This window comes from Streptomyces sp. NPDC004266, assembly GCF_042874095.1.
In the GTDB taxonomy this organism is placed as follows: Bacteria; Actinomycetota; Actinomycetes; order Streptomycetales; family Streptomycetaceae; genus Streptomyces.
The window spans coordinates 1-21,488 of the sequence record NZ_JBIAMM010000022.1 but is presented as its reverse complement, the minus strand read 5'-3'; the positions used below and the strand labels follow the sequence as shown (position 1 = coordinate 21,488).

General features: G+C 72.5%; 23 protein-coding genes. 16 read left to right on the top strand and 7 right to left on the bottom strand.

The window, feature by feature from the left end; genetic code table 11:
- The first annotated feature begins 20 nt into the window (after positions 1-20).
- Both ACFYUZ_RS35855 and ACFYUZ_RS35850 read left to right on the top strand, forming a co-directional pair.
- Positions 21-1,010, top strand: coding sequence for a translation initiation factor 2 (locus ACFYUZ_RS35855; RefSeq protein WP_389316404.1), 990 nt, complete (start codon positions 21-23; stop codon positions 1,008-1,010).
- Positions 1,011-1,174: 164 nt separating this feature from the next.
- The gene (locus tag ACFYUZ_RS35850; RefSeq protein ID WP_389316402.1) at positions 1,175-1,585 is read left to right on the top strand and encodes a VOC family protein; all 411 of its coding nucleotides are present in this window, start codon (positions 1,175-1,177) and stop codon (positions 1,583-1,585) included.
- Here the strand turns inward: ACFYUZ_RS35850 and ACFYUZ_RS35845 are convergent.
- Entirely contained in the window at positions 1,519-2,256 is a 738-nt protein-coding gene (locus ACFYUZ_RS35845) for a helix-turn-helix domain-containing protein (protein ID WP_389316400.1), read from the bottom strand. The genes ACFYUZ_RS35850 and ACFYUZ_RS35845 overlap by 67 nt on opposite strands.
- 34 nt (positions 2,257-2,290) lie before the next feature.
- Entirely contained in the window at positions 2,291-3,415 is a 1,125-nt protein-coding gene (locus tag ACFYUZ_RS35840; protein WP_389316398.1) for a YihY/virulence factor BrkB family protein, read from the bottom strand.
- A gap of 17 nt (positions 3,416-3,432) precedes the next feature.
- Here ACFYUZ_RS35840 and ACFYUZ_RS35835 point away from each other — a divergent pair, with 17 nt between their 5' ends.
- A complete protein-coding gene (locus ACFYUZ_RS35835) occupies positions 3,433-5,088 on the top strand; it encodes an acyl-CoA dehydrogenase family protein (RefSeq protein WP_389316396.1) in 1,656 nt (551 codons plus the stop codon).
- A 339-nt stretch (positions 5,089-5,427) separates the two neighbouring features.
- Entirely contained in the window at positions 5,428-6,720 is a 1,293-nt protein-coding gene (locus ACFYUZ_RS35830) for a GAF domain-containing protein (protein WP_389316394.1), read from the top strand.
- A 5-nt stretch (positions 6,721-6,725) separates the two neighbouring features.
- Here the strand turns inward: ACFYUZ_RS35830 and ACFYUZ_RS35825 are convergent, their stop codons facing one another.
- On the bottom strand, positions 6,726-7,832 hold the full coding sequence (locus ACFYUZ_RS35825) for a hypothetical protein (RefSeq protein WP_389316392.1): 1,107 nt from the start codon (positions 7,830-7,832) through the stop codon (positions 6,726-6,728).
- Positions 7,833-8,067: 235 nt separating this feature from the next.
- On the opposite strand from ACFYUZ_RS35825, the gene ACFYUZ_RS35820 reads away from it, so the two are divergent.
- The 12 genes from ACFYUZ_RS35820 to ACFYUZ_RS35765 all read left to right on the top strand — a co-directional run bounded on the left by ACFYUZ_RS35820 (position 8,068) and on the right by ACFYUZ_RS35765 (position 18,389).
- Positions 8,068-8,637 (top strand): GNAT family N-acetyltransferase, encoded by a 570-nt coding sequence (locus ACFYUZ_RS35820; RefSeq protein ID WP_389316390.1) that lies wholly within the window; start codon positions 8,068-8,070, stop codon positions 8,635-8,637.
- Between the two features lie 238 nt (positions 8,638-8,875).
- Positions 8,876-8,959, top strand: coding sequence for a putative leader peptide (locus ACFYUZ_RS35815; RefSeq protein ID WP_356067285.1), 84 nt, complete (start codon positions 8,876-8,878; stop codon positions 8,957-8,959).
- Between the two features lie 136 nt (positions 8,960-9,095).
- On the top strand, positions 9,096-10,793 hold the full coding sequence (locus tag ACFYUZ_RS35810; protein WP_389316389.1) for a nitrite/sulfite reductase: 1,698 nt from the start codon (positions 9,096-9,098) through the stop codon (positions 10,791-10,793).
- Positions 10,790-10,969 carry a hypothetical protein gene (locus ACFYUZ_RS35805; RefSeq protein ID WP_389316388.1) on the top strand — a complete coding sequence of 60 codons (180 nt, stop codon included), beginning with the start codon at positions 10,790-10,792 and terminating at the stop codon, positions 10,967-10,969. Before ACFYUZ_RS35810 ends, ACFYUZ_RS35805 begins: the two co-directional genes overlap by 4 nt.
- Positions 10,966-11,673: a phosphoadenylyl-sulfate reductase gene (locus tag ACFYUZ_RS35800; protein ID WP_389316386.1), complete on the top strand. Its 708-nt coding sequence runs from the start codon at positions 10,966-10,968 to the stop codon at positions 11,671-11,673. The genes ACFYUZ_RS35805 and ACFYUZ_RS35800 overlap by 4 nt, the downstream gene beginning before the upstream one ends.
- Complete coding sequence (gene cysC / locus ACFYUZ_RS35795) at positions 11,673-12,242, top strand: adenylyl-sulfate kinase (RefSeq protein WP_389316384.1); 570 nt, start codon at positions 11,673-11,675, stop codon at positions 12,240-12,242. Before ACFYUZ_RS35800 ends, cysC begins: the two co-directional genes overlap by 1 nt.
- Positions 12,243-12,330: 88 nt before the next feature.
- Positions 12,331-13,266, top strand: a complete 936-nt coding sequence (gene cysD, locus ACFYUZ_RS35790; RefSeq protein WP_093873473.1) for a sulfate adenylyltransferase subunit CysD — start codon at positions 12,331-12,333, stop codon at positions 13,264-13,266.
- Positions 13,266-14,606 carry a sulfate adenylyltransferase subunit 1 gene (locus ACFYUZ_RS35785; protein WP_389316382.1) on the top strand — a complete coding sequence of 447 codons (1,341 nt, stop codon included), beginning with the start codon at positions 13,266-13,268 and terminating at the stop codon, positions 14,604-14,606. Before cysD ends, ACFYUZ_RS35785 begins: the two co-directional genes overlap by 1 nt.
- A 207-nt stretch (positions 14,607-14,813) precedes the next feature.
- Positions 14,814-15,932, top strand: coding sequence for an aliphatic sulfonate ABC transporter substrate-binding protein (locus ACFYUZ_RS35780; protein WP_389316381.1), 1,119 nt, complete (start codon positions 14,814-14,816; stop codon positions 15,930-15,932).
- A 33-nt stretch (positions 15,933-15,965) separates the two neighbouring features.
- Positions 15,966-16,760: an ABC transporter ATP-binding protein gene (locus ACFYUZ_RS35775; protein ID WP_389316379.1), complete on the top strand. Its 795-nt coding sequence runs from the start codon at positions 15,966-15,968 to the stop codon at positions 16,758-16,760.
- Entirely contained in the window at positions 16,747-17,631 is an 885-nt protein-coding gene (locus tag ACFYUZ_RS35770) for an ABC transporter permease (protein WP_389316378.1), read from the top strand. The genes ACFYUZ_RS35775 and ACFYUZ_RS35770 overlap by 14 nt, the downstream gene beginning before the upstream one ends.
- Before the next feature lie 2 nt (positions 17,632-17,633).
- On the top strand, positions 17,634-18,389 hold the full coding sequence (locus ACFYUZ_RS35765) for a sirohydrochlorin chelatase (protein ID WP_389316376.1): 756 nt from the start codon (positions 17,634-17,636) through the stop codon (positions 18,387-18,389).
- Between the two features lie 92 nt (positions 18,390-18,481).
- Here the strand turns inward: ACFYUZ_RS35765 and ACFYUZ_RS35760 are convergent, their stop codons facing one another.
- The 4 genes from ACFYUZ_RS35760 to ACFYUZ_RS35745 all read right to left on the bottom strand — a co-directional run bounded on the left by ACFYUZ_RS35760 (position 18,482) and on the right by ACFYUZ_RS35745 (position 21,076).
- Positions 18,482-18,952 carry a hypothetical protein gene (locus ACFYUZ_RS35760; protein ID WP_389316374.1) on the bottom strand — a complete coding sequence of 157 codons (471 nt, stop codon included), beginning with the start codon at positions 18,950-18,952 and terminating at the stop codon, positions 18,482-18,484.
- Complete coding sequence (locus tag ACFYUZ_RS35755; protein ID WP_389316372.1) at positions 18,925-19,662, bottom strand: hypothetical protein; 738 nt, start codon at positions 19,660-19,662, stop codon at positions 18,925-18,927. Before ACFYUZ_RS35755 ends, ACFYUZ_RS35760 begins: the two co-directional genes overlap by 28 nt.
- A 1-nt stretch (position 19,663) precedes the next feature.
- Complete coding sequence (locus ACFYUZ_RS35750; protein WP_389316370.1) at positions 19,664-20,308, bottom strand: DUF5819 family protein; 645 nt, start codon at positions 20,306-20,308, stop codon at positions 19,664-19,666.
- A gap of 96 nt (positions 20,309-20,404) precedes the next feature.
- A complete protein-coding gene (locus tag ACFYUZ_RS35745; protein WP_389316368.1) occupies positions 20,405-21,076 on the bottom strand; it encodes a hypothetical protein in 672 nt (223 codons plus the stop codon).
- Positions 21,077-21,488: the final 412 nt, after the last annotated feature.

The following is a 21,488-nucleotide window of genomic DNA, read 5'->3' as shown; positions in this document are numbered from 1 at the left end:
GTTCATCAGTGGAGTTGGCGATGCGCGACAGGTTCACCGTAGTCGGCCGGGCGACAGGCTGTCACCTCTTCGAGGGCGACGGAACACGGCCCGTCGACGAGGAGAACGTCCACGTCAAGTACACGCCGAAGCGCGTGCAGTTCCCGGAGGAGATCGCCGCCTGGCGGCGGTCCATCGAGGCGGAGGAGGAGCGCAAAGAGGCCGGCGGGCTGCCGCACCGGTGGAACAACGCGCGTTTCGCGGTCGAGCGGGTCGTGGTCACCCGCACGCATCTGGCCGAGGAGCCCGTGGTGTCCCTCGCCCTGCGGGACGCCGACTACTTCGACTTCCTCACGACCTCGCTCAACCTGGACCAGCGGCAGCGGAACGGCCTCACGCTGCGCCAGCAGTATCTGGAGGGCGGAGACCCGGTCGACGCGCCCTCCTGGATGAACTGCAGCTTCGGCGTCAACGTGGCCCTGGAGACCGGCAAGGACGGCAAGATGCTGTTCTCCCGGCGCAGCGCCCAGGTCGCCGGGCCGAACAGCGCGCGGTGGAACTCCTCCGCCAACGAGGGCCTGGCCCAGCAGCACGACCTGCGCCGGGACGGCAGCCCGGTCAGCCTGCACGCGGTGGCGCGCCGGGCCCTCTTCGAGGAACTCGCCGTACACGACGGGGACATCGCCGAGGTGGAGCTGCTCGGATTCGGGCTCGACCTGATCAACCACCAGTGGGCGGCGTTCTTCCGCGCGGTGGTGCCCGAGCTCGACGAGCCGGCGCTGCGCCTTCGCTGGACGCGCGGTGTGACCGACAAGTGGGAACACGACCGGTTCGAGTTCGTGGACGCGGACCCGGAGTCGGTGTTCGGCTTCATCGCGGACGAGCCGGAGGAGCGGTGGACCCCCTGCGCGCCGGCCCTCTTCTACCTCGCCCTGGTGCGCGGCGCCGTGAAGCGCGCCGGTGGTGACCCGGCCGCGCGAGCCGCCGTGGAGCGTGCCGAGCGGAAGGTCATGGCGGACCGCGGCCTGTGAGCCGGGAGGGAGGAGTTCGGCCGGGGGGAGCAGGCTGCGGCAGGGCGGGCCGCCGGGGGCGGCGCGGGTCGTGGCGGACGAGGACCGGGCGGTGCGGGAGGCGGCCGGGGGCCGCGTCCGATTCGTACAAGACCCGGTGCCGCCGCGGTGCCTACCGTGCGGTCATGGACACAGCACCGCGCATCGCTCCCCGCTTCGACCTCGTCGGTCTCGTCGTCTCGGACATGGCCGCCTCGCTCGCGTTCTACCGGCGCCTCGGCCTGGACGTCCCGGCCGGGGCCGAGTCGGCCCCGCACGTGGAGGCGGCGGCCGGCGGGCTGCGGATCGCCTGGGACACGGAGGACGTCGTCCGCTCCTTCGATCCCGGATGGACGCGTCCGGTGGGCAACCGGGTCGGGCTCGCCTTCCGGTGCGGTGTGCCGGCGGAGGTGGACGCGGTCTACGAGGAGCTGGTCGCCGCCGGGTACCGGGGGCACCTGAAGCCCTGGGACGCCGAGTGGGGGCAGCGCTACGCGGTGGTCCTCGACCCGGACGGCAGCGAGGTCTCGCTCTTCGCGGACGTGGAAGCCGCGTAGGCGCCCAGGGTGGTCCCCGCGAGGGCCCGGGTCTCCCGTGCCAGGTGGGCCTGGTCGGCGCAGCCCGCGCGCAGGGCCGCCTCCGCGAAGGGCACCCCGGCCCTGACCAGGGCGAGCGCGCGCTGGAGGCGCAGGACGCGGGCGAGGGTCTTCGGGCCGTAGCCGAAGGCGTCGAGGGAGCGCCGGTGCAGCTGCCGGGCGCCGAGCCCGACCGCCTCCGCCGTCTCGGCGACTGGCCTGCCCGCCGCGAGTCGCGCCACGACGGCCCGGAGCAACGGGTCGGGCCCGGGGCCCCGGGCGGCCCGGCGCAGGACGAGGCCCTCCAGGGCGGCGGCCGGGTCGGCGGCCTCCGTGATCCGCTCGCCGAGCCGCCGCGCCGCCGCGTCGCCCCACAGCGCGCCGAGCGCGACCCGCCGGTCGCGGAGCTCGTGGGCCGGGACGCCCAGGAAGCCGGGGGCGTCGCCGGGGGCGAATCGGACGCCGGCGTACCGCGCGGCGAACTCGCCCGGTGCGTACGCGCGCGTGTCGGGTCCGGCGACGAGGAGGCTCCCGTCGGCCCAGATCAGGTCCATGCAGCCGTCGGGCAGGACGGGCCGGTCCGCCGTGGGGCCGGCGGCGGACCGGGTCCACAGCACGGCTCCGTCGAGCAGGGCGGGGCGCTCCTCGTACATCCTTCGAGCGTAGTCCCCGGGCCCGGGGACGGGCTCAGTCCTTCTCCCAGCCGGAGTGGAGGCGGGACTTCACGTCGTCCGGGGGGAGGAACCTGGACCAGCGCTCGGGGAACTCGGACGGCATGTCCGGGTCGTCCTCGTCGACGTCCTCCGCCTCGGCGCGGACGCGGGCGACGAGTTCGGCGGCCTGGACGGCGCGGGCCCGTTCGTTGGCCTCGCGGGCGGCGGCGGTGGCGACGGAGGGCCAGACGCGGTCGATGGCGGCGTTGACGGCGGCGCCGACGAGGACCGCGAAGGCCGAGATGCCGATCCAGAGGAGGACGGCGATGGGCGCGGCGAGGGAGCCGTAGATCGTCGGCCCCTCCACCTGGCTGGTCAGGTAGATGCGCAGCAGGAAGCTGCCGAGGACCCACATCCCGAGGGCGACGAGGGCGCCGGGGATGTCCTCGATCCACGGCGACCTGACGGGCACGGAGACGTGGTAGAGCGTGGTGAGGAAGGCGATGGAGAGCAGGATGACGGCCGGCCAGTAGAGGACGGCGACGACCTCGGTGCCCCAGGGGACGAGTTCGACGACCCGGTCGGGGCCGACGACGGCCAGCGGCAGCACGACGGCTCCGATGAGCAGCGCCACGATGTAGAGGAGCAGGGCGAGGAGCCGGGTCTTGACGATGCCCCGGTGCCCGTCGAGGCCGTACATGACGGTGATGGTGTCGATGAAGACGTTCACCGCGCGGGAGCCGGACCAGAGGGCGATGGCGAAGCCGAGGGAGATCAGATCGGGCCGTTTGCCCTGGGTGATGTCGTCGAGGAGGGGTTCGGCGATCTCGTGGACGCCCCGGTCGGACAGGACCGTGCCGGCCGCGTGGAGGATGTTCTCCCGGATGCTGGCGACGGTGTCGGTGTTGGTCCAGTCGTCGGCGTATCCGAGGACGGCGATCAGGCCGAGCAGCAGGGGCGGCAGCGACAGCAGGGTGAAGAACGCGGCCTCGGCGGCGAGGCCGAGGATCCGGTACTCGATGCACGAGTTGACGGTGTCCTTGAGGAGCAGCCAGGCCATCTTCCGCTTCGAGACGTTGCGGTAGAGGACGCGCGCGCGGTGGAGCCTGCTCCAGGGCCGACGCTCGGGCCGATCGGGTGTTTCTCTTGCTGCCTGCACCTGCTTACCGTATCGGCATGGCAGCGAGCACCCACACCGTGACCAACCAGGCTCCGCCCCTGCTCGGATACGACGTCTTCACGAGCGACCGGGCGCTGACGGAGGCGGTCGAGCGCCACCTCTCCCCGGACCTCCTGGCGGAGGCGCGCGACGATCTGAGCCTGCTGGGCCGGGCGACCGGTTCGGCGCAGGCGCGGGAGTGGGGTGAGCAGGCGAACGAGCACCCGCCCCGGCTGCGGACCCACGACCGGTACGGCCGGCGGATCGACGAGGTCGTGTTCCATCCGGCCTGGCACCGGCTCCTCGGGAAGTCCGTGTCGGCGGGGCTCACGCACGCGTGGGGCCGTCCGGGTGGTCATGTGCGGCGGGCCGCCGGGTTCCTGGTGGCGTCGCAGACGGAGGCGGGGCACGGCTGCCCGGTGTCGATGACGCACGCCGCGGTGCCCGCGCTGCGCGCCGAGCCGGAGCTCGCGGCGGTCTGGGAACCGGCGGCGCTCTCGCACGTGTACGAGCGGGAGCTCCGTCCGGTCGCGGAGAAGCCGGGGGCGCTGCTCGGCATGGCGATGACGGAGAAGCAGGGCGGCAGCGACGTCCGGACGAACACGACGGAGGCCCGGCCGCTGACGGCCGACGGCGAGTACGTCCTGACGGGGCACAAGTGGTTCTGCTCGGCGCCGATGTCGGACGCCTTCCTGGTCCTCGCGCAGGCGCCGGCCGGACTGACCTGCTTCCTGGTGCCCCGGGTGCTCGGGGACGGCTCGCGCAACGCCTTCGCGATCCAGCGGCTCAAGGACAAGCTGGGCAACCGGTCGAACGCCTCCGCCGAGGTGGAGTTCGACGGGACGACCTGGGCGCGCCGCGTGGGCGAGGAGGGGCGCGGGATCCGGACGATCATGGGCATGGTCGCGGCGACCCGGCTCGACTGCGTCCTCGGCTCGGCGGCGCTGATGCGGCAGGCGGTGGCGCAGGCCGTGCACCACGCCTCGTACCGCTCGGCCTTCGGCGGGCTGCTCGTCGAGAAGCCGCTGATGCGGAACGTACTCGCCGATCTGGCCGTCGAGTCCGAGGCGGCGACGGTCCTCGGCATGCGTCTGGCAGCGGCCTACGACGCCGTCGACGGCGACGGCGACGGCGCCGAGCAGGAGCGGGCCTTCCTCCGCATCGCCGTGCCCGCGGCGAAGTACTGGGTGACGAAGCGGTGCACGCCGATGGTGGCGGAGGCGCTGGAGTGCCTGGGCGGCAACGGGTACGTGGAGGAGTCGGGGATGCCCCGGCTGCTGCGGGAGTCCCCGCTCAACTCGGTGTGGGAGGGCTCGGGGAACGTGCAGGCGCTCGACGTGGTGCGGGCGCTGCGGACCGAGCCCGCCGCCCTCGACGCGCTGTTGCGGGAGGTGGGGGCGGCGCGGGGCGCCGACCACCGGCTCGACCGGGCCATCCGGGGGCTCCTCGGCGAACTGGCGGACCTGGAGGGGATCGAGGCGCGGGCGCGGCGGCTCACGGAGCGGCTGGCGCTGGTGCTCCAGGGCGCGCTGCTGGTGCGATGGGCTCCGCCGGAGGTGGCGGACGCGTTCTGCGCGGCGCGGCTCGGCGGGGACGGCGGCGCGGCCTTCGGGACGCTCCCGCACACGCTGGACCTGCGGGCGGTGGTGGAGCGGGCGCGGGCCGTGGTCTGAGGAGACGTACGGGAGCGCGGGCCGTGGTCTGAGGAGACGTACGGGAGCGCGGTCCGCGCGGAAACGCTGTGCCGCGCTTACCAGGGGTGGACCTGACGGGGTGTCGGTCAGGTCGGCACGCGCGGAAAAGCGGGGGTGGTGCTGCGCCGACACGGCACCACCCGCCGCTGTGACCACCCTCGCCCACGGGGCCGGTCGGTCGCCAGAGTTGCAAAGGGTTGCAGGATTACCCGAACCGGGCCTCGCCTGGCGCTCCCGGACGGCACGATGGGCACCGACACTCCGGACATCTGCCCCGTGCAGAACCGATACAGCACCCCGGGTGGCTGGGAGAGACCGATGAAGAACACGCAGCTCGACATGAAGCGGCTCGCCGCCATGGACTCCGCCCAGGCCAGCCGGCTGCTGCACCGGGTGCGCGAGGAGACCCTGGCGGGCCGGCGGCCGCCGATCGCGCCCCGCCCGGTGATCGACGCGTCCTGGCGGCGGATGGCCCGGCTCGGCCTCGACCCGGACCAGAGCACCAGCACCGTGCTGCTCCAGCGGGACGAGCTGGAGGAGCGGCGCAGGACCACGCTCCTGTCCGAGGTGATGCAGACGCTGAGCGGCGGCATCGCCGGCATCGCCGACGCCTCCCTCCAGATCATGGTGGTCACCGACGAGCACGGCCGGGTGCTGTGGCGCCAGGGGAACCTCGCCGTGCTGCGGCAGGCGAACGGCATCTGCCTGGAGGAGGGCGCGGCCTGGGCCGAGCACGCCACCGGGACGAACGCCGTCGGCACGGCGCTCGCCCTGGACCGGGCGGTGCAGGTGCACTCCGCCGAGCACTACGTGCAGACGCTGCACAACTGGACCTGCGCCGCCGCCCCCGTGCACGACCCCCGCGACCAGCGGCTCCTGGGGATCCTGGACGTGTCCGGCCCCGCGTCCAGCTTCCACCCCGCGATGCTGGCCCTGGTCGGCTCGGTGGCGCAGCTCGCCGAGGCCGAGATGCGGGAGCGGCACCGCCGGTCGATCGAGCGGCTGCGGGCGGTGGCGGCGCCGATCCTGTGCCGGGTCGGCGGCCGGGCCGTCGCGGTGGACGACCACGGCTGGACGGCCGCGGTGACCGGCCTCGCGCCGACGGACCGGATCCCGCTGCCGAAGTCGTTCCGGGCCGGCCGGGTCTGGCTGCCCTCGCTCGGCGTGTGCGCGGTGGAACCGCTGCCCGGCGGCTGGCTGCTGCGGGTCGAGGAGGAGACCCTTCCCGAGGAGCCGGGCGCGGGGGCGGCGGGCCGGGTGGTCCTGGACCTGAGCCGGCCGCGCCGCTGGACGGTGGCCGTGTCCGGGGCGGCGGGCAGCTGGCAGCAGGAGCTCAGCCCCCGGCACGCGGAGCTCCTCTATGTACTGGCGCTGCACCGCGACGGGCGGACGGCGGCGGAGCTGGCGGAGGACGTGTTCGGCGACCGTACGCGGACGGTGACCGTACGGGCGGAGATGTCGCGGGTGCGGCGGAACCTGGCGGGGGTCCTGGCGCACCGCCCGTACCGCTTCCGCGAGGAGGTCACGGTGGAGGTCCTGCGCCCGGAGCGCCCGGGAGACCTGCTCCCCCACTCGACGGCCCCCGCCGTCCGCGCCGCGAGCCCGGCCTGACCGGCCTAGGAAGCGAGCTGCTGGAAGAGGGCGCCGATCTCGGCCCCGTCCGCGACCAGCGGCAGGGTGTCGAAGTACAGCTCCCACTCCCCGCCGGGGCCGAAGCGCTCCACGATCCCGAAGGGGATGTCGGTGCGGGTCTCGGCGCCGTCGCGCACGGTGACGGTCCCGTGCCACTCCACGTAGGCGGTGGTCTCGCCGACGGCGACCTGGCCCGCCTTGAGCCGGAGGTCGGCGGTGGCGAAGAGTCGCTCCAGGTAGGCGCGCTTGCCGGCCTCGGAGACGAGCGGGGCGGCGAGCCCGGGCCCGCTGAGCCGCGCGCCCCGGGTGCGGGCGAGGAGGGCGTCGGCGTCCCCGGCGTTCCATGCGGCGAGGCGCTCCGGGACCTCTCCGGCCCGGGCCCGGAAGCCGGGCCGGGACGGCGGCGCGGTGTCCGGGGACGGCGCGGTGTCCCGGGTCCGCTCGCCGTTGCGGTCCCGGGGCGATCCCGCGTCCGTGATGCCTGCGAAGAGCGGGGCGGGTGCCGCCCCGGGCAGGGTGTCCCGGAAGAGGACGGCCCGGTCGTAGTAGCGGCGGGCCTGGAGGGTGCGCCCCTCGTCGCCGAGGACGTTCCGCGCGATCTGCGGATAGGCGACGGTGCGGCCCTTGAGGGTGACCTCGTTCCACTGCCCGAACATCACGGTGCTGCCGTCGGCGACCACGTCCGTGCCCCGGTAGGTGAGGCCGGGCGCGAGGCGCAGGGAGCCGGTGATGGAGGTGCCGATCGTGGTGCGGCCGCGCTGCGGGGCGCTCCCGGCCTCCCAGAGGGTGGCCTCGGGGTCGAAGATGTCGAGGTAGGCACGGACCCGGGGGTGGGCGAGGTCGCCGAGCGCGGGCGGCGTGCCGGTCGGCATCTCGCCGAAGGCGATCTGCCTCTCCATGAAGGCGCAGGCGTTGGGGGTGACGCGGCCCTCCAGCCGCTCGACCTTCTCCCGCGCCTGCGGGCAGTCGTCCCGCGCCGCCGTGGCCGCGCCGCCCGGGAGCGCCTCGGCCGCCGTCACGGTGACCGCCGCTCCCGCGACGAGCGCCGTCGCCATCGCGATGCCCACCAGACCCCGTCGACCCGTACCCATGTCGTACCCCTCGTGTCGTCGATCACCGGGTGCGGCCGTGTGCCGTCCCGGTGCGCCCACCCTGCCGGGAGGGCGGCACGGGGGTCGATTACCTCTGAGGTCATGCCGGGGGTCGTGCGCCTCGGCGGGCGGGCGCCGGGGCACGGGACGACAGGGCTTGTCCGTATGGCGGACACCCTGTCCGCCGGTGCCGAACAGGGTGGGAATCCGGCGCTCCGCATGATGCGATGACCCCATGAGCATCACTCTCACCACCTGGTCCCTCGAACAGACCTCTCCGTCCGACCTCCGTCCCGCCACCCCGCCGGAGGGCGACGACGTGGCGATCCGGCGCGCCGAGGTGCCGTCGGCGGAGTTCAGCCGCTTCCTCTACACGGCGGTCGGCGGCGACATCCGCTGGTCCGACCGGCTGTCGCTGACGTACAAGCAGTGGCAGGAGATAGTGGAGAAGCCGGGCGCCGAGATCTGGGTGGCGTACGACAGGGGGACGCCGGCCGGGTACGTGGAGCTCGCCCCCCAGGACGACGGCGTGGTGGAGATCGTCTACTTCGGCCTGATCCCCGCCTTCCGGGGCCGCCGGATCGGCGGCCACCTCCTCTCCCACGGGGTGGCGCGCGCCTGGGACCTGGCCGAGCGCTGGCCGGAGCGGGAGGCCACGAAGCGGGTGTGGCTGCACACCTGCTCGCTCGACGGTCCGCACGCCATGGCCAACTACGAGCGGCGCGGCTTCCGTCTCTTCGACACCAAGGTCGAGGAGGTCGAGGAGTCGGAGACCCCCGGCCCCTGGCCGGGCGCGTACGCCTGAGCCGTACGACCGAGCCGTACGCCCCGCCCGCACGCCCGAGCCGCCCGCACGCCCGAGCCGCACGACCCGCCCGCACGCCCGAGCCGTACGCCTCGGCCGTGCGCGCGGACCGCGAAGGGGCCCTGGTCAGGGCCCCTTTGACGTGACCTGGAGCACACCGTCTCGCTCTACGGGACGACTATGTCCGAATACTGGACGATGCTGGACTGGGTCCAAAGTCCCGTGACACGCTTCCGTCATGCCTGGAACTGGAATTGCCTTGGTGAGTCGGCGGCACGTCGACCTCGGCCGCATGTCCAGCGCCATCTGTTCGGCGCGCTGAGAGAACCAGCACCGCCGCGATCTCCTTACCGCCCGACTCTGCCCCACCCTGCTGCGCACTGACGCGCCACCCTCTGACCTGAGCGCGAGTGTGCAGGTCAGAGCCGCCCTCTCGCAGTCCCGAAGGACAAGACGCCATGGCCGCCACCCCGGAAAACCCCACTCCCGCCGCCGCCCGCCGCAAGGCCGGGCGCCACCGTGGCGAGGGTCAGTGGGCCGTGGGGCACTTCACCCCCCTGAACGGCAATGAGCAGTTCAAGAAGGACGACGACGGTCTCAACGTACGGACACGTATTGAGACGGTCTACTCGAAGCGCGGCTTCGACTCCATCGACCCCAACGACCTGCGCGGACGCATGCGCTGGTGGGGCCTCTACACCCAGCGCAAGCAGGGTCTGGACGGCACCAAGACGGGCGTGCTGGAGCCGGAGGAGCTGGACGACGAGTACTTCATGCTCCGGGTCCGCATCGACGGCGGCCGGCTGACCACCGAGCAGCTCCGGGTGATCGGCGAGATCTCCGAGGAGTTCGCCCGCGGCACCGCCGACATCACGGACCGGCAGAACGTCCAGTACCACTGGATCCGCATCGAGGACGTCCCCGAGATCTGGAACCGCCTGGAGGCGGTCGGCCTGTCCACCACCGAGGCCTGCGGCGACACCCCGCGCGTCATCCTCGGCTCCCCCGTGGCCGGCATCGCCGCCGACGAGATCATCGACGGCACCCCCGCCATCGACGAGATCCAGCGCCGGATCATCGGCAACAAGGACTTCTCCAACCTGCCCCGCAAGTTCAAGTCCGCGATCTCGGGCTCGCCGCTCCTCGACGTGGCGCACGAGATCAACGACATCGCCTTCGTCGGCGTGGAGCACCCGGAGCACGGCCCCGGCTTCGACGTCTGGGTCGGCGGCGGTCTGTCCACCAACCCGAAGCTCGGCGTCCGCCTGGGCACCTGGGTCTCCCTCGACGAGGTCCCCGACGTCTACGAGGGCGTCATCTCGATCTTCCGCGACTACGGCTACCGCCGGCTGCGCAACCGCGCCCGCCTGAAGTTCCTCGTCGCCGACTGGGGCCCGGAGAAGTTCCGTCAGGTCCTGGAGGACGAGTACCTCCAGCGCAAGCTGACGGACGGCCCCGCCCCCGAGCAGCCCGCGGGCCGCTGGCGCGACCACGTCGGCGTGCACCGGCAGAAGGACGGCAGGTTCTACGTCGGCTTCGCGCCCCGCGTCGGCCGCGTCGACGGCGCCACCCTGACGAAGATCGCCGCGATCGCCGAGGAGCACGGCTCCGGCCGGGTCCGGACCACCGCCGAGCAGAAGATGCTCGTCCTCGACGTCGAGGAGGCTCAGGTCGAGTCCATCGTCTCCGCCCTGGAGGCGCTGGACCTGCGGGTCACCCCCTCGCCGTTCCGGCGCGGCACGATGGCCTGCACCGGCATCGAGTTCTGCAAGCTCGCGATCGTCGAGACGAAGGGCCGCGGCTCCTCGCTCATCGACGAACTGGAGCGTCGCATCCCGGAGTTCGACGAGCCGCTGACGATCAACATCAACGGCTGCCCGAACGCCTGCGCCCGCATCCAGGTCGCGGACATCGGCCTCAAGGGCCAGCTGGTCCTGGACGACGAGGGCAACCGCGTCGAGGGCTACCAGGTGCACCTGGGCGGCGCGCTCGGCCTGGAGGCCGGCTTCGGCCGCAAGGTCCGCGGCCTCAAGGTCACGGCGGCCGAGCTCCCGGACTACGTGGAGCGGGTCCTCAAGCGCTTCCAGGCGGAGCGCGAGACCGGCGAGCGCTTCGCGACCTGGGCGGCCCGCGCCTCCGAGGAGGCGCTGTCATGAGCGAGCGTGCGGCCCCCTTCTTCTGCCCCTACTGCGGGGACGAGGACCTGCGTCCGAACGAGCAGGGTCACGGCGCCTGGGAATGCGCCGCGTGCAGTCGAGCCTTCCAGCTGAAGTTCCTGGGGCTCCTCGCCCCGGCGACTTCCGGCGACACCACTGGGAGGAAAGAGATATGACGATCACTCAGGACGCGACCGCGGCCGACCTGAAGGCACTCGCCGAGCAGGCCGGCCGTGATCTGGAGGACGCCTCCGCCCTGGAGATCCTCCGCTGGGCCGTGGACACCTTCGGCGACCGCTTCTGCGTCACCTCCTCCATGGAGGACGCGGTCGTCGCCCACCTCGCCTCGCGCGTGAAGCCCGGAGTGGACGTCGTCTTCCTCGACACGGGCTACCACTTCGAGGAGACCATCGGCACCCGGGACGCCGTGGACGCCGTCATGGACGTCAAGGTCATCACCCTGACCCCGCGTCAGACCGTGGCCGAGCAGGACGCCGAGTACGGTCCGGGGCTCCACGACCGGGACCCGGACCTGTGCTGCGCGCTGCGCAAGGTCAAGCCCCTCGAAGAGGGCCTCACGGCCTACGGCGCGTGGGCCACCGGCCTGCGCCGCGACGAGTCCCCCACCCGGGCGAACACCCCGGTCGTCGGCTGGGACGAGAAGCGGCAGAAGGTCAAGGTCTCCCCCATCGCCCGCTGGACGCAGGACGACGTCGACGCGTACGTCGCGGAGCACGGTGTCCTCACCAACCCGCTCCTCATGGACGGCTACGCCTCCGTCGGCTGCGCCCCCTGCACCCGCCGCGTCCTGGAGGGCGAGGACGCCCGCGCCGGACGCTGGGCGGGCCGCGCCAAGACCGAGTGCGGGCTGCACGGCTGATGACCCCCACCCCTCAGACCTCCCAGGAGAACCACGTGACCGGTGCCACCATCTGGCTCACCGGCCTGCCGAGCGCCGGAAAGACCACCATCGCGTACGAGCTGGCCGGTCGCCTCCGCGACGAGGGCCACCGCGTCGAGATCCTCGACGGCGACGAGATCCGCGAGTTCCTCTCCGCGGGCCTCGGCTTCACCCGCGAGGACCGCCACACCAACGTGCAGCGGATCGGCTTCGTCGCCGAGCTGCTCGCCTCGCACGGCGTGAAGGTCCTGGTCCCGGTCATCGCCCCGTACAACGACAGCCGCGAGGCGGTCCGCAAGCGCCACCAGGCCGAGGGCACCGCCTTCTTCGAGGTGCACGTGGCCACCCCGGTGGACGTCTGCTCGGTCCGCGACGTCAAGGGCCTCTACGCCAAGCAGGCGGCGGGCGAGATCTCCGGCCTCACCGGCGTCGACGACCCGTACGAGGCTCCCGAGACGCCCGACCTGCGGATCGAGTCCCAGAACCAGACCGTGCAGGAGTCCGCGGCGCAGCTCCACGCGTCGCTCACCGAGAGGGGTCTGCTGTGAGCGACGCACGCGCGGCCGCCGGGTCGCAGACGACAACGAAAGCCGCACCTCTGCGCCGCTCGGGCGGAGAAGCGAACGAGGAGGCACAGTGACCACCGTCGCCCACGCCCACGACACCACGGACAGTCCGTTCGCGCTGTCGCACCTGGACTCCCTGGAGTCCGAGGCCGTCCACATCTTCCGCGAGGTGGCGGGCGAGTTCGAGCGGCCGGTGATCCTCTTCTCCGGCGGCAAGGACTCCATCGTCATGCTGCACCTGGCGCTGAAGGCCTTCGCCCCCGCGCCGGTCCCCTTCACGCTGCTGCACGTCGACACCGGGCACAACTTCCCCGAGGTCATCGAGTACCGCGACCGGGTCGTCGCCCGGCACGGGCTGCGGCTGCACGTGGCCTCCGTGCAGGAGTACATCGACGCCGGCAAGCTCCGCGAGCGCCCCGACGGCACCCGCAACCCGCTGCAGACCGTCCCGCTGACCGAGGCGATCCAGCAGCACCGCTTCGACGCCGTCTTCGGCGGCGGCCGCCGCGACGAGGAGAAGGCCCGCGCCAAGGAGCGGGTGTTCTCGCTGCGCGACGAGTTCTCGCAGTGGGACCCGCGCCGCCAGCGCCCCGAGCTGTGGCAGCTGTACAACGGCCGGCACGCGCCGGGCGAGCACGTCCGTGTCTTCCCGCTGTCCAACTGGACCGAGCTGGACGTCTGGCAGTACATCGCCCGTGAGGGCATCGAGCTGCCGGAGATCTACTTCGCCCACGAGCGCGAGGTCTTCGCCCGCAACGGCATGTGGCTGACGGCCGGCGAGTGGGGCGGCCCGAAGGACACCGAGACGGTGGAGAAGCGGCTCATCCGCTACCGCACCGTCGGCGACATGTCCTGCACCGGCGCCGTCGACTCCGACGCCACCACGCTCGACGCCGTCATCGCCGAGATCGCCGCCTCCCGCCTCACCGAGCGGGGCGCGACCCGCGCCGACGACAAGATGTCCGAGGCCGCGATGGAAGACCGCAAGCGCGAAGGGTACTTCTAATGAGCACGTCCACCGAGCAGTTCGCCGACGTCTCGGCCACCACCCTGCTGCGTTTCGCCACCGCCGGCTCCGTCGACGACGGCAAGTCCACCCTGGTGGGCCGGCTCCTGCACGACTCCAAGTCGGTCCTCACGGACCAGCTGGAGGCCGTCGAGGCCGCGTCCATCAAGCGCGGCCAGGAGGCGCCCGACCTGGCGCTGCTGACCGACGGCCTGCGGGCCGAGCGCGAGCAGGGCATCACGATCGACGTGGCCTACCGCTACTTCGCGACGCCCCGCCGCCGCTTCATCCTCGCCGACACCCCCGGGCACGTGCAGTACACCCGGAACATGGTCACCGGCGCCTCCACCGCCGAGCTGGCCGTGGTCCTGGTCGACGCCCGCAACGGCGTCGTCGAGCAGACCCGCCGGCACGCCGCCGTCGCCGCGCTGCTCCGCGTCCCGCACGTGGTCCTCGCCGTGAACAAGATGGACCTGGTCGACTACCAGGAGTCCGTCTTCGCCGCGATCGCCGAGGAGTTCACGACGTACGCCTCCGAGCTCGGCGTCCCGGAGATCACCGCGATCCCGATCTCCGCGCTCGCCGGCGACAACGTCGTGGAGCCGTCCGCCCACATGGACTGGTACGGCGGCCCGACGGTCCTGGAGCACCTGGAGACCGTCCCGGTCAGCCACGACCTGACGGCCTGCCACGCCCGCTTCCCCGTGCAGTACGTGATCCGCCCGCAGACCGCCGAGCACCCCGACTACCGGGGCTACGCCGGTCAGATCGCGGCCGGCGCCTTCCGCGTCGGCGAGGAGGTCACCGTCCTGCCCTCGGGCAAGAAGTCGACGATCACCGGCATCGACGCGCTGGGCGAGTCCGTGGACATCGCCTGGGCCCCGCAGTCGGTGACGATCCGGCTCGCCGACGACATCGACATCTCGCGCGGCGACCTGCTCGCGCCGAGCGGCGACGCCCCGGCCACCAGCCAGGACGTCGAGGCGACGGTCTGCCACGTGGCGGACCAGCCGCTCGCCGTCGGCCAGCGGGTCCTGCTGAAGCACACCACGCGCACGGTCAAGGCGATCGTCAAGGACATCCCCTCGCGGCTGACCCTGGACGACCTCTCCCAGCACCCGGACCCCGGGCAGCTGGTCGCCAACGACATCGGCCGGGTCGTGGTCCGCACCGCCGAGCCGCTCGCGCTCGACGCGTACGCGGACTCCCGCCGTACGGGTTCGTTCCTGCTGATCGACCCCGCGGACGGCACCACGCTCGCGGCCGGCATGGCGGGCGAGTCCTTCGCCACGACCAAGGCCGTCGCCGCGGTGGACGAGGAAGAAGGGTGGGATTTCTGAGATGAGACGGGACGTCTACGCCACCTTCGCGAAGGAGGGCGGCCGGGTCGGCTCCGGCGCCCTCGGTGCGGGCATGGGAGGTGTCGCGCGATGTGCGTGCTGACCTCGATGTGCCGCGCGAGCGGTACGAACCGGCTCCACCCGCTCCACCCCGAACGACATAGACGCAGACTTCGCTGAGAAGTCGAACCGAGGGGAACACCACCCGTGCCTGCCACCACCCGTACCACCCTGCGCCGCGGCCTGGCCGCCGCCGCCGCCCTGCCGCTGCTGATCGGCGCGCTCGCCTCCTGCGGCTACGGCTCCGAGGCCAAGAACGACGACGCCGCCCCGAAGAAGGTGGCCGCCGAGGGCGAGAAGCTCTCCGCCGACACCGTACGGCTCGGGTACTTCCCCAACCTCACCCACGCCACCGCGCTGGTGGGCGACCAGGAGGGCATCCTCCAGAAGGAGCTGGGCGGCACCAAGCTGGTCCCCACCACCTTCAACGCCGGTCCGTCCGAGATCGAGGCGCTGAACGCCGGCTCCATCGACATCGGCTTCATCGGCCCCTCGCCGTCCATCAACGGTTACGTCAAGACCAAGGGCACCAACCTCCGCATCATCGGCGGCGCCGCCTCCGGTGGCGTGAAGCTCGTGGTGAACCCGGCGAAGATCAAGACCCTGGACGACCTCAAGGGCAAGAAGATCGCCACCCCGCAGCTCGGCAACACCCAGGACGTGGCCTTCCTCAACTGGATCTCCGAGAAGGGCTGGAAGGTCGACGCCCAGAGCGGCAAGGGCGACGTCTCCGTGGTCCGCACGGACAACAAGGTCACCCCGAACGCCTACGCCTCCGGCGCCATCGACGGCGCCTGGGTGCCCGAGCCGACCGCGTCGAAGCTGGTCAGCGAGGGCGCGAAGGTGCTGCTCGACGAGTCCGACCTGTGGCCGGACAAGAAGTTCGTCATCACGAACATCATCGTGTCGCAGAAGTTCCTGACGGAGCACCCGGACGTCGTCGAGGCGTTCCTGCGCGGCTCGGTGAAGACCAACGAGTGGATCAACGCCAACCAGGACAAGGCGAAGGCCTCGGCCAACGCCAAGCTGAAGGCCCTCTCGGGCAAGGCCCTGGGCGCCAAGGTGATCGACGCCGCGTGGCCGTCGATCCAGTTCACCAACGACCCGCTGGCGGCCACCCTCCAGGCCCAGGCCGACCACGCGGTGAAGGCCGGTCTCCTGAAGCAGCCCGAGCTGTCCGGCATCTACGACCTGAAGCCGCTCAACAAGGTCCTGAAGGCCGCGGGTCAGCCCGAGGTCTCCGACGCCGGTCTCGGCGCGAAGTAACAGCCCGCAGCTGATCCCCAGGAGGTGACGACCATGGCCACGACCACGACGCTCGCCAAGGCCGAGGACCGTGCGGCGGTGACCCATGCCGCCCGCATCGAACACGTCTCGAAGTCCTTCGGCGGACCCGCGGGCGGGCAGCTCGTCCTCGACGACATCTCGCTCGATGTCGCCCCCGGCGAGTTCGTCACCCTCCTGGGCGCCTCGGGCTGCGGCAAGTCCACCCTGCTCAACCTGGTCGCCGGGCTCGACCGGCCGTCCGCGGGGTCCATCGAGACCCCCGGCGGCCGGCCGGCCCTGATGTTCCAGGAGCACGCCCTCTTCCCGTGGCTCACCGCGGGCAAGAACATCGAACTCGCCCTGCGGCTGCGCGGGGTGCCCAAGGCCGAGCGGCGCGAGGAGGCCGAGCGGCTGCTCGACCTCGTCCGGCTCGGCGGCTCGTACGGCAAGCGGGTCCACGAGCTGTCCGGCGGCATGCGCCAGCGCGTCGCGCTGGCCCGCGCGCTCGCCCAGGACAGCGACCTGCTCCTGATGGACGAGCCGTTCGCCGCGCTCGACGCCATCACCCGGGACGTGCTGCACGACGAACTGACCCGGATCTGGCGGGAGACGAAGCTGTCGGTGCTCTTCGTCACCCACAACGTGCGCGAGGCCGTCCGCCTCGCCGAGCGTGTCGTCCTCCTCTCGTCCCGGCCCGGCCGGATCGCGCACGAGTGGACCATCGACATCCCTCAGCCGCGCCGCATCGAGGACGCCGCCGTCGCCGAGCTGTCCCTCGAGATCACCGAGCACCTGCGTGGGGAGATCCGCCGTCATGGCCAGCACTGACATCAGCCCGAACACCGACGACCTCGCCGGCCTCGAAGCCGGCCTGGACGCCCTCGACACCGTGAACGTCTCGCGGACCCCGGTCCGCGAGGTGCTGGTCAAGAAGGTGCTGCCGCCGGTCGTCGCCATCGTGCTCGTCCTGGGCGTGTGGCAGCTCCTGGTGTCCCTGAAGGTCACCGACGAGTACAAGCTGCCCGCACCGTCCGCCGTGTGGGACAGCCTGACCGCGATGTGGCTGGAGGGCACGCTCCTCCAGGTCCTCTGGACCAGCGTCTCCCGGGCCCTGTTCGGCTTCCTCCTGGCGCTCGCCATCGGCACCCCGCTGGGCCTGCTCGTCTCCCGCGTGAAGTTCGTGCGCGCGGCGATCGGCCCGATCCTCGCGGGGCTCCAGTCGCTGCCCTCGGTGGCCTGGGTGGCTCCGGCCGTCCTGTGGCTCGGCCTCAACGACAGCATGATGTACGCGGTGATCCTGCTCGGCGCGGTCCCCTCGATCGCCAACGGCCTCGTCGCCGGCGTCGACCAGGTCCCGCCGCTCTTCCTGCGGGCGGGCCAGACGCTCGGCGCGACCGGCCTCAAGGGCGCCTGGCACATCGTGATGCCGGCCGCGCTCCCCGGCTACCTCGCGGGCCTCAAGCAGGGCTGGGCGTTCTCCTGGCGTTCGCTGATGGCCGCGGAGATCATCGCCTCCTCGCCGGACCTGGGCCTCGGCCTCGGCCAGCTCCTGGAGAACGGCCGCAACAACATCGACATGGCCGGGATCTTCCTCGCGATCATCCTGATCCTGATCGTCGGCATCGCCATCGACCTGCTCATCTTCAGCCCGCTGGAGCGCGCGGTCCTCCGCCGCCGCGGCCTGCTCACGAAGGCCTGACCATGAACCGCCCCGTCCTCCTCGTCGTCGCCCACGGCAGCCGCGACCCGCGGCACGCGGCCACCGTCCAGGCGCTGGTGCGCCGGGCCGGTGCGCTGCGGCCGGGGCTGCGCGTGGAGACGGCGTTCCTGGACTTCAACCTGCCGTCGGTGCCCGGGGTGCTCGACCGGCTCGCGGCCGACGGGGTGCGGGAGGTCGTGGCCCTGCCGCTCCTCCTCACCCGGGCCTTCCACGCGAAGGCCGACATCCCCGCCGTGCTGCGCCAGGCCCCTCCGTCCCTGAGCGTCCGCCAGGCGGAGGTCCTCGGCCCGTCGCCGCTGCTGATCGCGGCGGTGGAACGGCGGTTGCACGAGGCGGGCCTCACGCCCGCCGACAAGCCCGCGACCGGGGTCGTCCTGGCCTCGGCGGGCTCCACCGACCCGGAGGCGATCGCGGTGATCGCAGAAACGGCGCGGGAGCTGCGGCGCACCGGTTGGTGCTCCGTGCGGCCCGCGTTCGCCTCCGCTGTGTTTGCCGGGGGCGTCCCCCGCACGGAGGACGCCGTCCGGGCCCTGCGCCTGGAACCGGGCGTCCGGCGGGTGGCCGTCGCCCCGTACGTGATCGCCCCGGGCCGCCTCCCGGACCGCATCGCGGCGGGCGCGACCGGGGCCGACGTCCTGGCGGACGTCCTGGGCCCCTCCCCGGAGCTGGCGCACCTGCTCCTGGACCGGTACGACGAGGCCCGCACGGCCCGCCGCCCGGTCGCCAGGACGGCTTAGACCCGAGGGGTCCTGGCGGAAGCCGCCTCCCCGGGGCCGTCCGCGCGCGGCCCCGGAGCGCACGACGCGCCCCGCTGCCCGGCGGACGGGTGTCAGCCGGTCGTGGGGACGGGACGCGCCTTCGCCGACGGAACGCTCCGCAGTCGTACGGCGAGCCGGGCGCAGCGCGCGCCGAGCGCGACGAGGAAGGCGGTGGGCAGGAACACCGCGTCGCAGACGACCATGGCCATGGACAGGAAGGGAATGCCGAGGACGACGGCGATGCCCAGGTGCTCGGCGATCATCGCGGCCAGCAGGACGTTCTTGACCCGGCGGTTGGCCAGCGTGAAGGGGAAGGCGACCTGCACCGTCACCGTGGCGTAGCTGAGGGCCAGCACCAGCACGGTGCTGCCGGCGAGGGCTCCCGAGAGGCCGGGCCAGGGCGTGAAGTAGTCCAGGTGCAGGGCGTAGTAGAGGGCGCTCCCCTCCTGCCACCGGGTGCCCTGGATCTTGTACCAGCCGGCGGTCGCGTAGATCAGGCAGACCTGCGCCATGATCACGGCCATCGCGGCGTTGTGGAGCATGGCACCGGCCGCGTCGAGCACGGCCCGGGCCTCGTGCCGCGGGAACCACAGGTCGGCCGCGTACCAGAGGCCCTGGACGGCCCACAGGGTCCAGAAGACAGGGACCAGCCACGGGTGTCGTACGAGGACAGCGGGACGAGCGCCGCCACCGACGCGGCCCACAGGAGTGGTCCGACCGGGTCGTGGTCCGGCCATGGGGTGTCCCGGGTCCCGCGGTCCGCGCGGAGCCGGGCGCGCCGGGCGTCGAGGGAGCACACCTGGGCGCAGCGGGTGAAGACCAGGTAGATGACCATGATCCGGACGACGTTGTCGCCGCCGTCCCCGACGAGGGTGTTGCGGTTGACGATCGACAGGACCCCGGCCATGAGCACGACGGTGGTGCCCCTGGTGCGCCAGCCGAGCATGACGGCGAGGGCGGCGGCCATGGTGACGACGTAGACGGCCTCGAACCAGAGGGCCCCGTCCCCCCAGGCCAGCACGGTGAAGGTGCGCTCCTCGCGGACCAGCACCTGGGCCAGTTCGAAGGAGAGCGGACTGCGGTCGCCGTACAGGACGTGCCGGTGCGGCCATTCCCGCAGGAGGAAGGCGAGGACGACGGCGGAGAGGCCGATCCGGAAGACGGCGGCCTGGTGGGGTGCGCGGACCGTGGTGAGCGCGGCCAGGAGGCGGTCGAGGCGCTCGGCGGGCCGCGATGCCCGGGAGGTGGTCATGTCACAGACTCCTGTGGTCCTGTTCGGTCACCGTCCACCAGGGCAGCAGTCGGTAGTCGGTGGTGTCGGACGGCGTCTCCGAGCTCCACTCCGGCGGGTCCACCAGCGTGAACCGGCCCCCGACCTGGACGGAGACGATCCGGCCGCCGTTCCAGGTGCTGCCGATGCGCTGGAGCACCACGCGTTCGAGGTAGTCGCGGGTCATCACCCCGCGCGCCCCCTTGGGGCGGTCGCCCTTCAGGCTGTGCGTGGCGACGTACGCGTCCCAGGCCCGGCGCAGCATGTTCTGGTCGACGTGGCTGGGCGCCGGGTTTCCGTGGATCGCCTCGATGTCCTGGGCCGTGAGGTTGATCCACTCGCTCTGGTGGTAGCGGCCGTCCGGGCCGAGGGTGTTCACCCGGACCCCGACGGCGTCGTTGCGCTGCATCGGGTTCGGCGCGAACAGCTTCCAGTCCTGTTCGAACTCCGGTTGGACGTAGGCCTCGACGGCGTCGCGGTGTCTGACGCTGAGGGCGTTGGGCGGGGCGATGCTCAGGAAGACGAACGCGAGATGGGCCAGGAGGGCACCGGCCAGGGTCAGCGCGGCGGCCGCGAGCGTGACCCGGGCCCCTCGTGACCACGGGACGGGCGGGGGCGTGGCTCCCATCGTGCTCCTTGTACGGGCGGCGGGACGGCGCCGTGGATCGGGGGTGGGGGGTGCCGCGCCCGCTCGGCGCGGGCGCGGCTTCCGGCTACGCGGGTGCTACAGCGGGCAGTTGTCGACGCGGACGCCCTGGTAGTTGATGTCCGGGTGGTTGTCGCTCAGGTAGTCGGCCACGTTGTTCGCGGCCCCGCCGCCGTACCACTGCGGGTTCGACACGACCTCGAAGAGGGTCGGGTCGGTGGGGGCGTTGTTCATGACGCCGTTGTTGGAACGCGGCCGCGGAGCCCCGAAGACGGCGCTGTACAGCGTGTCCGGGCTGATGCCGGTCGGTCCCCACGCGGCGGGGTGGTTCTTCCAGAAGCCGGGCGAGCACCACTCGGCGTCCCCGGGCGGGGTGGTCGTCCCGTCGGTGCCGGTGGTGCCGGTGGTGCCGTCGGTACCCGTGGTGCCCGTCGTACCGGTGGTACCGGTCGTACCGGTGGTGCCCGTCTGCCCGGTCGTGCCGGTGAGACCGATGAGACCGGTCGTGCCGATGAGGGAGACGTCGCCCAGGATCTTCGGCGAGAAGTTCGCGTTCTGCGTGCAGTACCCGAAGGTGCCGCCCTGGCAGCTGTGGTGGAGGTCGTGCTTGGACTTGTCGACCACGACGTGGTCGCCGCCCTTGCCGTGGCTGTCCCCGCCACGTACGGAGGCCACCGTTTCAGCGCTGCTGCCGAGGGCCTGGGGCACGCCGACCAGACCGAGTGTCAGCGCGCCCGCCGAGACCGACACCAGCAGTCCGCGGAGGTATCGCGTGCAACGTCCCTTCTCGATGCCGGCGAGACGGCTCCCGCCGTGATTGCCCCACGTAACGGGGGATCACGAGCAAGGTGACTGGCCGAGAATCCACTTCGCCGAAATGGCCCAAAAAGTGCTATTCGCGGAAACCCGAGTGGCGGCGGCACACGACGGCTCCGGGGCGCGCGCCGTGCCGCGCACTCCGGCCGTCCGCGCGACGCGGTTCGACGCACGCGGTCAGGGCGTGGAGATGTGCCGCCCCCGCCCCCGCCGCCGGCCGCGGCGGGGGGCTTCCGTCCGGATGCCCTAGCTGTATTGCCCAGTGAGGTTGGGGACGCGGCTGGCGGGTGGTTTGCCTGCGAGTGCGGTGTGTCCGCGGTGGTGATTGTAGGAGTGCAGCCAGCTC

Excerpts from the sequence above, each read along its gene's own strand:
- ACFYUZ_RS35855 (WP_389316404.1), top strand. The coding sequence starts at position 21 with ATGCGCGACAGGTTCACCGTAGTCGGCCGGGCGACAGGCTGTCACCTC.
- ACFYUZ_RS35850 (WP_389316402.1), top strand. The coding sequence starts at position 1,175 with ATGGACACAGCACCGCGCATCGCTCCCCGCTTCGACCTCGTCGGTCTC.
- ACFYUZ_RS35845 (WP_389316400.1), bottom strand. The coding sequence starts at position 2,256 with ATGTACGAGGAGCGCCCCGCCCTGCTCGACGGAGCCGTGCTGTGGACC.
- ACFYUZ_RS35835 (WP_389316396.1), top strand. The coding sequence starts at position 3,433 with ATGGCAGCGAGCACCCACACCGTGACCAACCAGGCTCCGCCCCTGCTC.
- ACFYUZ_RS35830 (WP_389316394.1), top strand. The coding sequence starts at position 5,428 with ATGAAGAACACGCAGCTCGACATGAAGCGGCTCGCCGCCATGGACTCC.
- ACFYUZ_RS35825 (WP_389316392.1), bottom strand. The coding sequence starts at position 7,832 with ATGGGTACGGGTCGACGGGGTCTGGTGGGCATCGCGATGGCGACGGCG.
- ACFYUZ_RS35820 (WP_389316390.1), top strand. The coding sequence starts at position 8,068 with ATGAGCATCACTCTCACCACCTGGTCCCTCGAACAGACCTCTCCGTCC.
- ACFYUZ_RS35815 (WP_356067285.1), top strand. The coding sequence starts at position 8,876 with ATGCCTGGAACTGGAATTGCCTTGGTGAGTCGGCGGCACGTCGACCTC.
- ACFYUZ_RS35810 (WP_389316389.1), top strand. The coding sequence starts at position 9,096 with ATGGCCGCCACCCCGGAAAACCCCACTCCCGCCGCCGCCCGCCGCAAG.
- ACFYUZ_RS35805 (WP_389316388.1), top strand. The coding sequence starts at position 10,790 with ATGAGCGAGCGTGCGGCCCCCTTCTTCTGCCCCTACTGCGGGGACGAG.
- ACFYUZ_RS35800 (WP_389316386.1), top strand. The coding sequence starts at position 10,966 with ATGACGATCACTCAGGACGCGACCGCGGCCGACCTGAAGGCACTCGCC.
- cysC (WP_389316384.1), top strand. The coding sequence starts at position 11,673 with ATGACCCCCACCCCTCAGACCTCCCAGGAGAACCACGTGACCGGTGCC.
- ACFYUZ_RS35785 (WP_389316382.1), top strand. The coding sequence starts at position 13,266 with ATGAGCACGTCCACCGAGCAGTTCGCCGACGTCTCGGCCACCACCCTG.
- ACFYUZ_RS35775 (WP_389316379.1), top strand. The coding sequence starts at position 15,966 with ATGGCCACGACCACGACGCTCGCCAAGGCCGAGGACCGTGCGGCGGTG.
- ACFYUZ_RS35770 (WP_389316378.1), top strand. The coding sequence starts at position 16,747 with ATGGCCAGCACTGACATCAGCCCGAACACCGACGACCTCGCCGGCCTC.
- ACFYUZ_RS35765 (WP_389316376.1), top strand. The coding sequence starts at position 17,634 with ATGAACCGCCCCGTCCTCCTCGTCGTCGCCCACGGCAGCCGCGACCCG.
- ACFYUZ_RS35760 (WP_389316374.1), bottom strand. The coding sequence starts at position 18,952 with ATGCTCCACAACGCCGCGATGGCCGTGATCATGGCGCAGGTCTGCCTG.
- ACFYUZ_RS35755 (WP_389316372.1), bottom strand. The coding sequence starts at position 19,662 with ATGACCACCTCCCGGGCATCGCGGCCCGCCGAGCGCCTCGACCGCCTC.
- ACFYUZ_RS35750 (WP_389316370.1), bottom strand. The coding sequence starts at position 20,308 with ATGGGAGCCACGCCCCCGCCCGTCCCGTGGTCACGAGGGGCCCGGGTC.